Raw genomic sequence first — 14,952 nt, forward strand, 5'->3', positions numbered from 1 at the left:
ATGGTTCTGAAAATTAAGCGTAGTAATTATCATATTTTTTACAATTTACCCCAGCTCGAAATAAAATGGGAGTGTATGTTCGGAATATATGTTCCCTTTTAGGGGAAGATGTGTTAAATTAAGGAGGATCAATCATAATAGACATGAGAGGGGAAGTCCTATGCAAGGGAATACTCATATTGTTGGGGGCATTACTGCTAGCCTAGCCTTTGCACAAATTTCGAATGATAATCCGATGATTTTAGTAGGGGCAGGCATTATCGGTGCATTACTTCCAGATATATGCCATAGGGGCAGCAAAATTGGGAGAAAGTTTCCCATCATTTCAAAAATAGTTAATAAGTTGTTTGGACATCGATCCTTTACACATAGTTTACTTTTTTTAATTTTAATGGTGATGCTACTACATACTTTAGTTCCTTTTAAAGCGATTTCAGTGGGGATTTTATTAGGAATCGCAAGTCATATTTTTCTGGATATGTGGACAAAAAAGGGTGTTAAATTGTTTTTCCCAGTATCTATTTCTGTCCGTTTCCCACTAACAACCAAAACAGGCAGTAAAGTTGAAAAAGTAGTATTTATGTTGTTAACGTTGCTTTCTTTATATTTTAGTTATGAATTAATAGTTAATCTGATGGGTACCTTATAAGCAAATAAACCCGAGTAAGAGAATTTCCTCATACTCGGGTTAAGTGATTTCAGCTACATTATTCAGCCTGTACCTCATTTACCGTTTTTTCGACTTCAGCTCGTGTTATTTTTTCGCGACCATCCTTCATCGCATTTAATGTTTTATGAGCAAGTGCTAGTGGTAAACGACAGAATAAAAGTACTGTGCGTTTATTGATATCCTTCATATAAAGATCGGCTTTTGCAAGGTTTTCCTCAGCGTATGCAAATAAATCCTCTCGTGTCCAGCCATCAGGAACGAAGCTTACGCCACGCTCATCCATATCTTCATGCTGATTACGTAAAATATTCACGGCTTGGAGACCTCGTCCATAGCCAATAGCTAAATCGCGATCTGTTTGAATGTCTGCACCCCACGCCCAAAGCTCAGACAACATTGTGCCGACAAGCCCTGCGACGTAGTATGTATAATCATCTAAATCCTCACGCGTGTGCACTTGCCAGTTTGCTTTTGCCCATTTGGCCATCCCAAAAGACATCTCACTCGTTGATGCTTGGACAATTTTTCGTGAGCCTTCAGGGCAGAAAGTAAGCCAGTCTGCTAAACGAAGAGATACTTCAGGTAGTTGATCTGCATATGGTGCTAATAATACTTCGTATGCCTTGGCATCAAATGTTTCCTTTAATAATTCACTTGTTCCCGTTAGTAAATCAAATTTTACATCATTTGAAAGCATTTCATGGTCTTCAATTTCATCAATAGCACGCATAGCTAAATAGGCAGCTGCCACTGACATTTTCAAATCGTTTTTTAAAAAAGTAATCGGTATATAAAAAGTGCGGCTAGTTTCCTTTAAAACCTGCATCGCTTCTTTATAAAGTGTCTTTTGATCTTTCACTACAATTCCTCCGTTCACATGGTCACACATCTATAGTATATCGTATCGCAAAAGTGAGGAAAGATAAAACAGATTGTTTAATTTCTAGTCATATTCTTTGAAAACGCTTTAAAAAGATGATAAAGTTTAATAGTAAACTATTTAGTTCTATACCATATTTTTTCAAAATACTGGTTGGACTTTTGCGATACAAAATATGACATAGAGGGAGTTTTATTTATGGGACGTTTAGATAACAAAATTGCAATTATTACTGGTGGCGCATCAGGTATGGGTGCTGCAATGGCTAAATTGTTTGCGGAAGAAGGAGCTACAGTTATTGCTGCTGATATTAACGAAGAAAACCTAGCAAAAATTTCTGAGCTAGAGCATGTAGAGGGAATGAAATTAGATGTTTCTTCTGATGAAAACTGGGCAGAGGTAACGAAAGCAGTCATCGACAAATATGGTCGTATTGATATTTTAATTAATAATGCTGGTATCTCATCTGAAAAAGGTCCTGACCAAATTTCACAAGCAGACTGGACGATTATGCATAATATCAATGCTTTTGGTCCATTCTTAGGGATTAAACATGCTGCTAACTATATGAAAGAAGCAGGAAAAGGTTCTATTGTTAATACATCTTCCTATACAGCAATTATTGGTGCAGGCATGAATGCTTATACAGCATCTAAAGGATCACTCCGCGCAATTGCTCGTGCAGCAGCAGCTGAGTTAGGAGCTTTTAATGTACGTGTAAATACTGTTTTCCCAGGTGTTATCGAAACACCAATGACAGCTAAGTTATCTGAAGCGAAAGAAGCGATGGATATGCTTGTACGAGCTACACCAATGGGCAGACTTGGAAGACCAGAAGAAGTTGCTAACGCTATTTTGTTCCTTGCATCAGATGAGGCATCCTATATTACAGGTGCTGAACTAGTAATTGATGGCGGGTATTCAGCCCGTTAATAATAAATGAAAAAAGAAAGTGGAAATGTATGTTCATGCATGCATTTTCACTTTTTTTGTTCTTTTAATAAAAAAATGATAAAGTAATAAAAATGCTTTCGCAATAAAGGTGAAAAATAGAAGTATTTTGATATTTTTCGTGTTTTTTTCATGAAAGTTTGCTAAGTTATTGCACAATCATTTCAACAGCGTTAAAGTTTAGAAAGGGCAAATAAACAATTACGTGGGACAAGAATGGTAACTGTAATTTTTGCTGACATTATTATATAGAAGATACGTCGGGATTTTGACACAATAACTCCTTGCAAAATCCATGACAACAGTGGGGGCATGAACTTTATTCAGCAGGCATTTAAACGCATCCTGAATAAAAGCAAAATCTAGTATATATCTCACCCGTTTAAATAGAGATTGTACTGAATAAAGTTAAAGGAGAATGGTATGCCAAAGGCTATAGGTATTGATGCAGGTGGCACATTGACAAAAGTTGCTTATTTAGATGAGCACAATGAGCTTGTTTTATCAACTTTTCCGTCAAATGATTTGCTGGCTGTAAAGGATTGGATTATTAATCATCCAGATATTGAGGATATTGGTGTTACGGGAGGACGTACGGAGCAATTACTGGAAGTCATAAAGGCAATGAAATCAATCCATTATATAGTAGAATTTGAAGCTACATTGAAGGGTGTTCGATTTTTGCTACATAAAGAAGGCTATTTCTTTGAGCGTAGTATGATCACGAATATTGGTACTGGTACTTCAATTCATTATATGGAAGGCAATACGCATATTCGTGTTGGGGGAACCGGAATAGGCGGTGGAACACTAATTGGATTGTCAGCGCTTACAACAGGTATTACAGATTACAATGAAATAAGAGAAATGGGTTCTAATGGTAATCGGGAGTCTATTGACTTGCTAGTCAAAGATATCTACCAAGGGATGGATACGCCCATTGATGGACATTTAACAGCTAGTAATTTTGGGAAGGTCGGTATTACAGAGTTTGTCAATCATCCAGCGGAAGATATTATTGCTACTGTACAAGGGCTTGTTGGAGAGGTGATTACAACACTTAGTATTCAATATGCAGAGGAGAAAAATGCGCAACATATTGTTTATATTGGCTCTACCTTAAGCAATAACGATCATCTTACTCGTGTAATAGCCAATTATACACGTACAAAAAAACATATACCCGTTTTTATAAATGACCACGGTTTTTCTGGGGCAGTTGGAGCTTTACTAAATATATCTGAATATACAATTGTCTAAAGGACAAATAAGAATGTACATTACTAATGATGATTGGTGATGTACATTTTTTTATTCCTACCATTGAAGATTTCCCCAAAGCATAAATCCTTCATTCTTGAGCACATTACAGGTAGGAGGTGAAGATCTGTGGGCAATAGAAATAATAAAAACAGTAAAAAAACGATGAATGTTAGAACGCATAATCCTTTCGGTACCTACAAAAGCAAAGATCTCGATAGAAGTAATAGTAATAACAATAATCCTAATGACAACCTAAATGAAGAACTTTCAGCTGAGTTTGATGCTAAGGCTAAAAATAAAGATAATAAAACAAACCATGATAAAAATCAGCAATCCAATAAAAAGAAATAACTAAATTGGAGGTGTTAGAAATGGCAAAGAAAAATAAAACGAGCTTTAAGAAGAAAAAGAAAGAAGATGTCCATAAAAGAAATGATCGTGAAGAATACTCAGCAGAATTTAATCAAGTTATTCATAATAATCCTCAACAACCTAAACAATAATCAAAAAATGCTCCTAAAGTAAGCTTTGCTTTTGGAGCACTTATTTTTTGCTTTGTACAACAGTTTATACACCAAAAGGGGAGATTAAATTGAAAAAATTTTATTTAACAGTTGGAACTTTTCTTGTATTACTTACTTCGCCATTACATATTCCAACGGCTGTTTTTGCGCAACAGGAGGCTCCAGCCTATGCTAAGTGGAGTATAGTAGCAATAAAAGAGGTGAGGATTAAATATCCACAAGCTAAGATAGTGGATTATTTGCATGAGGGAAGAGAAACTCAAGGGGATACAACAATCGAAAAATTTAAGCTATGGCTAAAACAAAGTGACAAGGAATTTGGGGTCTATGTAAAAATCCATTATGTCACAAAGACAAATAAGATAGAAAACATTGAATTACAAGAAGTAACCTCATAATGCTTAAAGTTCAAGGGTGCCTGGCAAAAGGCATCCTTTTTATGTGCGGAAACAGTGTATGAAAAATAGGATGTAAGTTACGAACTCTGAGGACAGAAGTAGTGGTAGCCAAGAGCAAGGATGTCCATGGCGACGCGGAGTCTAAAGGAAGCTGGCGGAAAAAACTGTTGGAGGAACACGAATCGCATAGAAGACTAGGTATGATTGGATGTGTGTGTTTAACAATACCAAGTACGCTTTCTGTCTAATTGAGGAGGATAGTGGGAGAAATCCGACAGGAATCACTAAAGAAGGCTGATAATACAAATGGCAAGAAGAGATAGAAAAAAGTAATTCAACTAAAGAAATATTGTTAGAAAATAATGAATTGACAAATATATTACTTTGGTTTAAAGTTACCAATAAATTGATAGGAGGGATTATATGCCGATTTTAAATCGTCTAACATCAGCAACTAAACATCATCATATTCATTAGTCTTGCTATCTTTATTAATTTTTTAATATTGAATAGGAAGACTATTTCTCATGAAATCGTATTATAACTAAGCCGAAGTTGGAGCTTATGTATGTACGGTTTTTTTATTTTCTTAAAAACAAAGGAGTGTAGATGATGAAGAAAATGGATTATAAAAATGTTAGAGGAACACAAGATTATTTACCAGAGCAAGAGTGTATACGTCGTAATATACGTCGCACGTTAGAAGACACATTTATAGCATACGGGTGTAAACCACTCGAAACACCAATTTTAAACTATACAAGCTTAATGGCCTCTAAATACGCAGGAGGTGCTGAGATCTTACAAGAGATGTATCTGTTATCAGATAGAGGAGAACGTGACCTGTCGCTACGTTATGATTTAACAATTCCTTTTGCAAAGGTAATTGCAATGAACCCTACATTACCAATGCCGTTTAAACGTTATGAAATTGGCAAAGTGTTTCGAGATGGTCCGATTAAAGCTGGGAGATTTCGTGAGTTTACACAATGCGATGTAGATATCGTAGGGGTTGATTCACAAGCAGCAGAAGCAGAATTGATGATGATGGCAATAGATGCATTTGAAAAGTTAGAGCAAGATATTGTTATTCAATATAACAATCGTAAGTTATTAGTTGGCTTACTTGGAATTTTCGAAGTGGATGCTAATTTCCAAAGCCAAGTTATTCTGATACTTGATAAAATTGAAAAAGTGGGAAATGCCGCTGTTTTAGCGGAATTAAAAGAAATAGGTCTGGAAGAATCAGCAATAAAAAGTATCGAACATTTTTTACAAGACAATAGAAAAAATACACTTGCTTATTTCGTACAATATGAGGAGCCTTTAATTCAAGAGGGATTAGCTGAAGTGTTAGAACTAGAACATTACTTAGATATGCTTGGCATTACGGAAAGTTGTCTATTTAATCCACTACTGGCACGCGGGCTAGAAATTTATACTGGCACGATTTATGAAATCTTCGTACGTGATGGTCGAATAAAATCAAGTATTGGTAGTGGGGGGCGCTATGACAATGCAATTGGTGGTTTATTAGGGGGAACAGAAAAGTTTGCGACAGTGGGTATTTCATTTGGGTTAGATGTTATATTTACAGCTATGATGTTAGGTAAACAAAAGAATCCGCAAGCCCCAATTGATATATATATTATTCCCATAAATACAATAGCTGAGTCTCTTGTATTAGCGAAGGCTTTGCGTAAGGAGGATCGTGTAGAAGTCGAGCTTAGTGGGAAAAAAATAAGAAAAGCGATGGATAAAGCAAATCGTGAGAATATCCCATTTGTCATTGTCTTAGGAGAAGAAGAAGTTACGCAAGGTCAATATATTTTAAAGAATATGCACACAGGAGATTCTTCTATTAAAAGATTTGTTTTTTGATTCCTTATTTTAAATTACTTCAATAACGAATGTAAGTATCATTTAAGTATTTAATCCTTATTAGAAAATTCACTATATGGGTATTATAAATAGCTCTTCTTTTGATAAATCTTTGTTCAAAATGGGGGGAAGATGTCCTAAATATTAAGCACATTTTAATCCCCATATTTTAAATCAATAGAGCAATTCCTGTTGTATTGCTCTTTAGAAAAAAACAAGTTATTGGATTCAAAAAACTATATATAATCCAGCAATAGTAATCCCCAAAATAGTGCTAAAGAAAAATTTGTAAATTACATGAATTAAAGGAGCTGGTTGTATGTCAGTTAATGACACACTAAAAGTATTGGAAGCAACACGTAGACAATTGGAGAAGGAGGCTGCAACAAGACATATTATGTTAGGAAATTTGCCTCCAATGAAATTTAATTTGGGTGAAAAAGTTCGATTCACATTCAATGGCCATGAATTGGTTGGAATAGTTAAAATAGCGGACTTTGGCGGTTCGTTTGAGCACGACTATCATTCATATGATATTTTCGCTGAAGATGGTTGTTTTTATAAGCATATTCCTGAAGAAGCTTGTAGAATTGCTGAATAGGCTGAACATCAGCACACCATTAAAGTATTTCGCAACATGTTTGGCAAACAAGGGGGAATAGACCGCAGCGAGCGATCTTATGAAGTTGTTCAAGAGGTAATGTAACTAAAAGGAATGTAGGATATTACGTACATTTAATACAGGAAAACAAGGATGTATGTAGCAACGAGATTGTGGCCTATTGCTATATGATCATCAACAAACGCCACCTGTCATGGGATATATTAAAGGTGGCATAAAAGCGAGAAAAATCATTAGTATTTATCGTTGTAAATGGAAACCTTTAGTATACAGAAACAAGGAGGAGGTAACAAAATATGAGGTATTACGATGGTAGATTTTTAATTTATGATTCAGAAACAAAATTTAAGGCTAGTGAATTAACACTAGAAACTCTAGAATTAATAGGCAGTACTGAGGGGGTAAGGTTAAGATATCATGAGGCAACAGGTTTAGTTTTACCTTATATATTAACTAAATTTAGAACAGACGCGAAGAATAGTCACAACCTTCTTAGGTGGTTTGAAAATATGATTAACAACTCAGATAAGAAGGATCTTGCAAGTAAAAGTTTAGCTGAGCGTTTAACTAAATTAAATATTTCATTTACACAGGAAGACATTGATATCCTTGTTAATGTGCCTTTAGAATTAGTCGCGCAAAGAACTTCGCCAGTGTCAGAAGGGTTGTTAGCTTACGTATATGGAGATTGGCAGGCAGCGGTCACTTTAAGACGACGTATAATGGTGGATGATGTTTCTTACAAACATCCAAATAAAACTTTGAATCAGAATACGAATACTGATGAATTAGGTGTTAGGTTGCCAGATGCAGAAATAATTGTTTCCCATATTATAGGAGAACCTTATGCTGATACTCCGTTCCAAGGTACATACAGTCCATACCCAAACCGCTTATATCGCATGAAACAAATTGTAGCTATCTTAACTTCAAGCACGTCAGCTATTCGTTTGGATCATATTAATCGAACAATTTCAATGTTGACGGATACATACAACATAAAGATACCATCTATTGAACTCCGTCAACTACGTAGTGCTTTTAAAATATTACCTTTTGAGCATGTTATTGGTAATTCGGATAATGATACTGTTGAGATTTATGATAATGAGCATGCTTATTATGAAAATCTTGTTGACTTTATTAAATATCACATAATTAAGTTTAATAAAGAAATTATGATTAATTCGTCAGCAGCAGAGATCGCTGCTAAGTCTGAGCAGGATTATAATACTGGTGTGCTACCTCTTCGATTGAGCGAATATCTTGAACAGTTGTTATACGATGTACTATATAGTAACTTCTATCACACAGGAAACTTTAACTACATCGTTAAATACCCTGAAGTTAGCCCCTATAAAGATAATATAGGATTAATTATAGATAAAGATGATATTCATCAATCCGATTTGCATATCATAGCTTCAAATTATTTGGGGCTAAGTGCAAAAACATTTAGTGCTAGTGTATGGGCAGAAGGTATTATTAAACTGATGCGTTGGGGTGATCGTAAAGTTAAAAACCTAAATGTTGGTTTAAATAATACACAATACTTAGATTTACAAACTATGAATCTAATTACACATCAGCCAAAAACTACTATACAAGACCAAGAAGAGAGAAAAGAATTTATGTATCCAATTTATGAAGGTCCAGAAATAACATACAATAAAATCACACGTCGTCCTAATGATGATACGATTATTGGAGGTTACGCTGATTCACAAGGATTTCGTATATTTGCATCAGTAGAGGAGATTACAAGTTTTGCAGTAGATGGTGCACATACTCACGCAGGTGGTGTACTGTTAAATTTGTTCCAAACTCTGTTATCAGCAGATACTGGCAATAGTTATGTCTCAAGAACCAAAGTCATTTCTGAAAAAACAATTCACACTATCTATAAGGCTTTAGAAGGTAAGTAATAACTAAACGCACTAGATCGCACAGTAGCTTAGATTTCTTAACTTACTGGTATATATGTACACAAAATGGGAGCTGAAATCAACAAAAACTTCTTTGAACAAATGAGAGGTTTTTTTAGACAAGTCCTTAGATTTTCCACTAGTTAAAGTATTGAATCAGGGAACATACTAACCATCAAGATGGCATTTGGATTTCTCCATTCGAAGTCATTTTCTTTCCTCTGAATGTGTGTGTTTAATGATATAGCTAACGATAGTCAAAAGTAACGGTATTGACACCTTTTATGCTAGATGGTATTTGGATATGTTATGATGAAATTTGTGAAGAAATGTACATTAACGGTGCAGTCTGGTTAATGAAATAGGGGGGACAGATAATGGATAACCAATATGTTGTAGGTTGGGGTACATTGGCATTGATAAATGCTGCACTTGCACAAGGGAAGAATAGAACAGGGTTAAATTGGTTTTTACTTTCTCTTGTATTAGGTCCATTGGCAACACTAATTTTGTTATTTGTTGAAAAGAGACACTAACACTACATATTCACAATAATTGATATAAGTTAATTGACTCCTTGTTGAACTCCATGAAAGAGCTTAATCTTCTTTCATTATCTATGGTGAAGTGCTTATTTTGCGCTTCATGGATGGCTAACAGGAGTGTGATATAAAATTGAGTTTCATTTTTTGATGAAGAAGACAATACAAAGATGGACTTCCTTAGTGGATAGCAATGGTGAATCCCATAGGCGATACTAAGAAGGCTGAGAATACAAGTGGCTATGAGAGACAGAAAAGCATAAAGGACAGGAAGATACAAAATAGCTGTCCGTTAGACTTCATGGAACCGCTGTATACGGATTCGTACATATGGTAGTGTGAGAGGAGACTAGTCAATTAATGGCTAGTCTCGATTGCCCTTATTGTTCTAATTTTTGAATAAACTCACGCATTAATCCAGGTAGATCTGGCCATGCATGACCACTTACTAAATTGCCATCAGTATGAAGATTTGCATCAATATAAGTGCCACCTGCTACCTGAACTTCTGGTTTGCAGGCAATGTAAGCTGTGAGCTCACGACCTTTTAGCACCTCTGGAATGGTTGCAAAAATTTGCACTGCGTGACAGACAGCAGCAATTGGTTTATTGGCTTCAAAAAAATGACTCACTAGTGCTGGAACATATTCATTTAAACGAATATATTCTGGTGCTCGGCCACCAGGAATAATGAGTCCGTCAAATTGTGCTGGATCAACATCAGCGAAGGCTGAGTGTGCTTCTAAGCCATATGCTGTGCGCTCGATATATGTATCGACCCCCTCCACAAAATCGTGCAATACAGTTTGTAGTTTCTTTGCTGATGGTGCTGCAATCGTTACGTCATAGCCAGCCTCTAAGCAGCGGTAATAAGGATAAAAAATTTCCAACGCCTCTACAGCATCACCTGCGATAATTAATACTTTTTTTCCCATTTATTTCATCCCCTTTATTGTGATTTACTAGCTAAATTCGACACTTTCAAAAAATTTCCTTCTGGTATTTTAGAAAAACTGAAAGAAGTAAGGAATCATACGTACTCGAAAATTTGATATGTATAACGTTGAAATAGCCTACTTTACAAAGGAAAAAATGAAGCGTATAGTATTTATTTAGCTAGGTAAATAAATTGGAACTTAAGCATAGAGATTTCTTCTCCCACTGATTATTTATTGCTTACGCTAAATTTTGAGGAACATTGTATATTGATACAGACAAATTACTGCCCGGTACTGCGGGTTAAATGAGGAGGTCACAAATTGAATCCGATATTCCATGCCTTATTTCAAAAAAGTCGTTATTTAACGAACTGTTTAAATGAAGTACTGAAACAGCATAATTTGTATAGCTCACAGTGGACGATTTTATACTGCTTACATACCCACGGCCCAATGACATTAACGCAAATTTGGAAATATTTAAATGTTGAAGCACCAAGTATTACAAGGGCCATTACTCGACTTGAAACGTTAGGATGGGTACTAAGAATAGATGGTGAAGACAAAAGGGAAAAGATTGTTACGCTCTCACCAGAGGCAGAGAAGCGCTTACCCGCTATTACAGAGACTATTTTAGCCTTTGAGGAAGACATGGTAGGATCACTTACTGTTGAAGAACAACAGCAATTTATAAGTTTACTGGAGAAAATGAAAGGTTGATTGACATGCAGCATGAGGAAAATTCAAAAATATGGACGAAGCGTTTTATTAGTCTGTTTTTAACAAATATTTCAGTGTTTTTTGTTTTTTATGGACTTGTAACAACTTTACCGCTTTATGCGATTGGTGAGCTTCATCAAACTGATAAAGAGGCAGGCTTGTTGCTATCAGGTTTTTTATTATCAGCCATTATTGTTCGTCCCTTTTCAGGTAAATTATTAGATGTTTTTGGAAAAAAGAAGCTTCTAGTTATATCAATTGTTGGCTATTTTTTATGTACAGTTTTATATTTATTTATTCATCCATTCGGACTTTTACTTGGACTACGCTTTATTCAAGGAATTTTCTTTAGTATTATCACAACGGCAGCAGGTTCTTTAGCTGCGGATATTGTACCTGCGAACCGTAAAGGTGCAGGACTTGGCTATTTCACTATGTCCACTAATTTAGCTGTCGTGATTGGACCATTCATCGGCTTGCTGCTTATTCAATATAGTAGCTTCAATGTGTTATTTATTGTGATGAGTATCTGTATAGTAGCTGGTGGCATTTTAGCTGTTACTGTGAATACAGATGATCTACCTAAGCCTCCACATAAGGGAAAACTAACCTTTAAATTGAATGATTTATTTGAACGCAAAGCACTTCCCGTAGCGGCTATTGCTAGCTTAGTGGCTTTTTCATATGCTAGTGTTTTATCGTTTTTATCTGTGTATGCTCAGCAAAAAGGACTAATAGCCATCGCCAGTTTATTTTATGCAGTTTTTGCAGCAGCAATGCTGATTACACGACCTTATACTGGTAAGCTTTATGATACAAGAGGGCCGCAGTTTGTCATTATTCCTGGAATTATATCCTTCGCTATTGGGCTTGTTATGCTTGCATTTGTGGCAGGACCAGCATTATTTTTAAGTGCAGCTGTTTTTATTGGATTTGGCTATGGAGCAGTAACAACAAGCTTACAAGCATTAGCAGTGCAATCAACAGCACTTCAACGTAGTGGTTATGCAACGGCAACATACTTTACGATGTTTGACCTTGGGATTGCCTTAGGTTCTTATATTTTAGGAATGGTTGCAGTACAAGCGGGCTATGGTGCTGTTTATCTAACTGGTGCAGGTTTACTGATCGTTGTTTTTATTATCTATTTAGTGCGTTTAGCCAAATTAAAAACAAAGCATGTAGCAGGGGATATAGGGCTTTAAAAATTGTAAGCTGGATTACTAGCAATAGTAGTTCAGCTTTTTTGTGAAAAAGGTGACAAAAAAGAAGTCTAGATAGTAGTTTGTTCTTTAAATTTGAAATTTCATCAACTGTATGATACATCCACCTGAAATTTGGATGATTCATTTCGATAAAATAAAAAGCCGAACTAATGGTTATATTAGTTCGACTAGTTACTATAGTCGGCCATATCCTACAAAATACTTCTTCCAATAAGAACTATTAATATTAGCAATCGTCACACCACTATTACTTGCATTTATCATTTGATTATTACCGATATAAATACCTGCATGGGAAACGCCTGCTTTATATGTATTTGCGAAAAATACTAAATCACCTACTTTAGGTGTACTTACTTTTTGAGCTGTATTGTAAAAGCCAGCAGCTGTTTTGCGTGGCGTTGAAATTCCTGCATTATTATAAACATATGTGATATATCCAGAGCAATCGAAACCTGTGCTTGGTTTAGTTCCTCCAAATGTATATTTAACACCTAGTTGTTGTTTGGCAATTTGTACTAGATTGGCTGGCGAATTAGGTGTAGTAGATTGCTTTGTATTAAGGTTTAACTTTTGACCCACATAAATCGTGGAAGAAGATAAATGATTCCAGCTCATTAATGCTTGTAAAGAAACTCCCTGTTGACTAGCAATTTTCCATAATGAATCACCAGATTTTACTGTGTATGTTGCAGCAGATGCTGTTTCTAACGATGAAAAAAGTACAGATGAGCTTAATGCCAATGCTGCAAATTTTAATCCCCATCTATACTTTTTATTCTTTTTCATAGTATGTATCCTCCTATAACTTGAAAGCGTATTACTTAGTATATAAATGATATTAACATTATAATATTACAGTTGTATGTCAATAAAATAACATTAAGGATACAATTAAACATAATAAAACGGAGAACAGCGTAATAGCTACTCTCCGTCTTTCTATTTTAAATTTTTCTTTAAAAAAGCCTTTGTTCGTTCATGTTGAGGATTGTTGAAAAACTCTTCAGGTTGATTAGCTTCAATAATTTCGCCACCATCCATAAATAACACCTTGTTCGCCACCTCACGTGCAAAGCCCATCTCATGTGTGACCACAATCATTGTCATATGCTCCTCAGCTAAATCCTTCATAACTTTTAACACTTCACCTGTAAGCTCTGGATCAAGGGCAGAGGTTGGTTCATCGAATAATAAAATTTGAGGGTTCATCATTAGTGCACGAGCTATGGCCACACGTTGTTTTTGACCACCAGAAAGATTGGCTGGAAAAGCCTTTGCTTTATCAGCAAGTCCAATTTTTTTTAATAAATCTTGACAGCGACGAGCAATTTCAGCTGCAGATTCATTTTTTACTAAGCTTGGTGCCATTTCAAGGTTTTGTTGAACCGTTAAATGGGGGAATAGGTTAAAGTGCTGAAAAACCATACCCATTTTTACCGTAATTGCTTTAATTTCCTGTTGCTTTGGATAGTGACCATCTTGCACCAAGTAATCACCATCTACACAGATACTTCCGCCGTTTATTTCTTCTAAATGAATCAAACTTCGGAGCATAGTGCTTTTACCTGATCCAGACGGGCCGATTACAGCTATCACATCATTTTTATCTATAGAAAAAGTAATTCGCTTGAGTACTTCAAGCTCGCCAAAGGATTTTTTTAAGTTTGTTACTTCAATCAGCGCCATACTGTCACCTCTATTCAAATTTAAAGCGTTTTTCTAACCATTTAAACAGCACAGTTAAGACAAGTGTCATGGCTAAATAAATAGCACCAGCAATAAAGAACGGCACAATTGTAAAGTCACGATTGACAGCTGTTTGTGCAAAGTGCAGTAGCTCTGGGACAGCGACTGCATATAAAAGAGCTGTATCTTTTATTAATGTGACCGATTCATTTGATAAGGCTGGTAGGGCTACTCGAAACATTTGAGGCAATATAACGCGTGTCGTAGTTTGCCATTTTGATAAACCTAATACTTGAGCTGCCTCATATTGACCTTTATCAATGGCCAGTAATCCACCACGGAAAATCTCAGCAAAATAAGCAGCATAATTTAGAATAAAGCCAAGACATGCTGCGACAAATCGATCGAGCACTAAGTACTCACCGACTACTGGCAGCATAGGTAAACCGAAGCAAATTAATAAAAGCTGTAGTAATAGCGGTGTACCACGCATGACATAAATATACGTATGTGCAAGCCAAGAGAGGGGTTTAAAACGGCTCTTTGCTGCTAATGTTAATATGAAACCAAGTGGAATCGATACTAGAATGGCGATGAGAAACAGTAATACTGTCATTTTAGCCCCTTCAAGCATCGGCAAAACCATTGTTTGCCAGTAGTCCGCCATTTCTTCTTCCCTCCAAATAGATTAAGAGCTTCGCAAGGAAACTCTTAACGATTTAT

At 35.8% G+C, this 14,952-nt stretch carries 17 protein-coding genes; 12 read left to right on the forward strand and 5 right to left on the reverse strand.

Features of this window, described 5'->3' with window-relative positions; genetic code table 11:
* The first annotated feature begins 160 nt into the window (after positions 1 to 160).
* Positions 161 to 649 carry a metal-dependent hydrolase gene (locus AC1RNS_RS13295; protein WP_492993280.1) on the forward strand — a complete coding sequence of 163 codons (489 nt, stop codon included), beginning with the start codon at positions 161 to 163 and terminating at the stop codon, positions 647 to 649.
* 58 nt (positions 650 to 707) lie between these two features.
* On the opposite strand, the gene AC1RNS_RS13300 is transcribed toward AC1RNS_RS13295, so the two are convergent.
* Positions 708 to 1,529 carry a squalene/phytoene synthase family protein gene (locus AC1RNS_RS13300; protein WP_492993281.1) on the reverse strand — a complete coding sequence of 274 codons (822 nt, stop codon included), beginning with the start codon at positions 1,527 to 1,529 and terminating at the stop codon, positions 708 to 710.
* Between the two features lie 219 nt (positions 1,530 to 1,748).
* Between AC1RNS_RS13300 and AC1RNS_RS13305 the strand changes: the two genes are divergently transcribed.
* From AC1RNS_RS13305 to AC1RNS_RS13345, 9 genes are all read left to right on the forward strand, one after another.
* Positions 1,749 to 2,483, forward strand: a complete 735-nt coding sequence (locus AC1RNS_RS13305; RefSeq protein WP_492993283.1) for an SDR family NAD(P)-dependent oxidoreductase — start codon at positions 1,749 to 1,751, stop codon at positions 2,481 to 2,483.
* A 441-nt stretch (positions 2,484 to 2,924) separates the two neighbouring features.
* Positions 2,925 to 3,761 carry a type II pantothenate kinase gene (gene coaW / locus AC1RNS_RS13310; RefSeq protein ID WP_492993284.1) on the forward strand — a complete coding sequence of 279 codons (837 nt, stop codon included), beginning with the start codon at positions 2,925 to 2,927 and terminating at the stop codon, positions 3,759 to 3,761.
* Between the two features lie 129 nt (positions 3,762 to 3,890).
* Positions 3,891 to 4,115 carry a hypothetical protein gene (locus AC1RNS_RS13315; protein WP_492993285.1) on the forward strand — a complete coding sequence of 75 codons (225 nt, stop codon included), beginning with the start codon at positions 3,891 to 3,893 and terminating at the stop codon, positions 4,113 to 4,115.
* Positions 4,116 to 4,135: 20 nt separating this feature from the next.
* The gene (locus tag AC1RNS_RS13320) at positions 4,136 to 4,267 is read left to right on the forward strand and encodes a hypothetical protein (protein WP_492993287.1); all 132 of its coding nucleotides are present in this window, start codon (positions 4,136 to 4,138) and stop codon (positions 4,265 to 4,267) included.
* A gap of 89 nt (positions 4,268 to 4,356) precedes the next feature.
* Entirely contained in the window at positions 4,357 to 4,686 is a 330-nt protein-coding gene (locus AC1RNS_RS13325) for a DUF3889 domain-containing protein (RefSeq protein ID WP_492993288.1), read from the forward strand.
* Positions 4,687 to 5,307: 621 nt separating this feature from the next.
* Positions 5,308 to 6,567 carry a histidine--tRNA ligase gene (locus tag AC1RNS_RS13330; protein ID WP_492993395.1) on the forward strand — a complete coding sequence of 420 codons (1,260 nt, stop codon included), beginning with the start codon at positions 5,308 to 5,310 and terminating at the stop codon, positions 6,565 to 6,567.
* A 319-nt stretch (positions 6,568 to 6,886) separates the two neighbouring features.
* A complete protein-coding gene (locus AC1RNS_RS13335; protein WP_492993290.1) occupies positions 6,887 to 7,168 on the forward strand; it encodes a hypothetical protein in 282 nt (93 codons plus the stop codon).
* Positions 7,169 to 7,485: 317 nt separating this feature from the next.
* Positions 7,486 to 9,114, forward strand: a complete 1,629-nt coding sequence (locus tag AC1RNS_RS13340; protein ID WP_492993292.1) for a hypothetical protein — start codon at positions 7,486 to 7,488, stop codon at positions 9,112 to 9,114.
* Between the two features lie 377 nt (positions 9,115 to 9,491).
* Positions 9,492 to 9,650, forward strand: coding sequence for a hypothetical protein (locus tag AC1RNS_RS13345; RefSeq protein WP_313373268.1), 159 nt, complete (start codon positions 9,492 to 9,494; stop codon positions 9,648 to 9,650).
* 386 nt (positions 9,651 to 10,036) lie between these two features.
* Here the strand turns inward: AC1RNS_RS13345 and AC1RNS_RS13350 are convergent, their stop codons facing one another.
* A complete protein-coding gene (locus tag AC1RNS_RS13350; protein ID WP_492993293.1) occupies positions 10,037 to 10,591 on the reverse strand; it encodes a DJ-1/PfpI family protein in 555 nt (184 codons plus the stop codon).
* 324 nt (positions 10,592 to 10,915) lie between these two features.
* On the opposite strand from AC1RNS_RS13350, the gene AC1RNS_RS13355 reads away from it, so the two are divergent.
* Both AC1RNS_RS13355 and AC1RNS_RS13360 read left to right on the forward strand, forming a co-directional pair.
* Complete coding sequence (locus AC1RNS_RS13355; protein ID WP_492993295.1) at positions 10,916 to 11,314, forward strand: MarR family winged helix-turn-helix transcriptional regulator; 399 nt, start codon at positions 10,916 to 10,918, stop codon at positions 11,312 to 11,314.
* 5 nt (positions 11,315 to 11,319) lie between these two features.
* Positions 11,320 to 12,519 (forward strand): MFS transporter, encoded by a 1,200-nt coding sequence (locus tag AC1RNS_RS13360; protein WP_492993396.1) that lies wholly within the window; start codon positions 11,320 to 11,322, stop codon positions 12,517 to 12,519.
* A 195-nt stretch (positions 12,520 to 12,714) separates the two neighbouring features.
* Here AC1RNS_RS13360 and AC1RNS_RS13365 read toward each other — a convergent pair whose 3' ends face one another.
* The 3 genes from AC1RNS_RS13365 to AC1RNS_RS13375 all read right to left on the reverse strand — a co-directional run bounded on the left by AC1RNS_RS13365 (position 12,715) and on the right by AC1RNS_RS13375 (position 14,896).
* Positions 12,715 to 13,329 (reverse strand): C40 family peptidase, encoded by a 615-nt coding sequence (locus tag AC1RNS_RS13365; RefSeq protein WP_492993296.1) that lies wholly within the window; start codon positions 13,327 to 13,329, stop codon positions 12,715 to 12,717.
* Between the two features lie 153 nt (positions 13,330 to 13,482).
* Positions 13,483 to 14,229, reverse strand: a complete 747-nt coding sequence (locus tag AC1RNS_RS13370; protein WP_492993298.1) for an amino acid ABC transporter ATP-binding protein — start codon at positions 14,227 to 14,229, stop codon at positions 13,483 to 13,485.
* Positions 14,230 to 14,239: 10 nt separating this feature from the next.
* Complete coding sequence (locus tag AC1RNS_RS13375; RefSeq protein ID WP_492993299.1) at positions 14,240 to 14,896, reverse strand: amino acid ABC transporter permease; 657 nt, start codon at positions 14,894 to 14,896, stop codon at positions 14,240 to 14,242.
* Between the last annotated feature and the right edge of the window lie 56 nt (positions 14,897 to 14,952).

This window comes from Lysinibacillus sp. GW821-FHT14F06, from assembly GCF_058803665.1.

What these genes read in the sequence shown, in the direction of transcription:
- AC1RNS_RS13295 (WP_492993280.1), top strand. Translation starts at nt 161, where the DNA reads ATGCAAGGGAATACTCATATTGTTGGGGGCATTACTGCTAGCCTAGCC.
- AC1RNS_RS13305 (WP_492993283.1), top strand. Translation starts at nt 1,749, where the DNA reads ATGGGACGTTTAGATAACAAAATTGCAATTATTACTGGTGGCGCATCA.
- coaW (WP_492993284.1), top strand. Translation starts at nt 2,925, where the DNA reads ATGCCAAAGGCTATAGGTATTGATGCAGGTGGCACATTGACAAAAGTT.
- AC1RNS_RS13320 (WP_492993287.1), top strand. Translation starts at nt 4,136, where the DNA reads ATGGCAAAGAAAAATAAAACGAGCTTTAAGAAGAAAAAGAAAGAAGAT.
- AC1RNS_RS13330 (WP_492993395.1), top strand. Translation starts at nt 5,308, where the DNA reads ATGGATTATAAAAATGTTAGAGGAACACAAGATTATTTACCAGAGCAA.
- AC1RNS_RS13335 (WP_492993290.1), top strand. Translation starts at nt 6,887, where the DNA reads ATGTCAGTTAATGACACACTAAAAGTATTGGAAGCAACACGTAGACAA.
- AC1RNS_RS13340 (WP_492993292.1), top strand. Translation starts at nt 7,486, where the DNA reads ATGAGGTATTACGATGGTAGATTTTTAATTTATGATTCAGAAACAAAA.
- AC1RNS_RS13345 (WP_313373268.1), top strand. Translation starts at nt 9,492, where the DNA reads ATGGATAACCAATATGTTGTAGGTTGGGGTACATTGGCATTGATAAAT.
- AC1RNS_RS13350 (WP_492993293.1), bottom strand. Translation starts at nt 10,591, where the DNA reads ATGGGAAAAAAAGTATTAATTATCGCAGGTGATGCTGTAGAGGCGTTG.
- AC1RNS_RS13360 (WP_492993396.1), top strand. Translation starts at nt 11,320, where the DNA reads ATGCAGCATGAGGAAAATTCAAAAATATGGACGAAGCGTTTTATTAGT.
- AC1RNS_RS13365 (WP_492993296.1), bottom strand. Translation starts at nt 13,329, where the DNA reads ATGAAAAAGAATAAAAAGTATAGATGGGGATTAAAATTTGCAGCATTG.
- AC1RNS_RS13370 (WP_492993298.1), bottom strand. Translation starts at nt 14,229, where the DNA reads ATGGCGCTGATTGAAGTAACAAACTTAAAAAAATCCTTTGGCGAGCTT.
- AC1RNS_RS13375 (WP_492993299.1), bottom strand. Translation starts at nt 14,896, where the DNA reads ATGGCGGACTACTGGCAAACAATGGTTTTGCCGATGCTTGAAGGGGCT.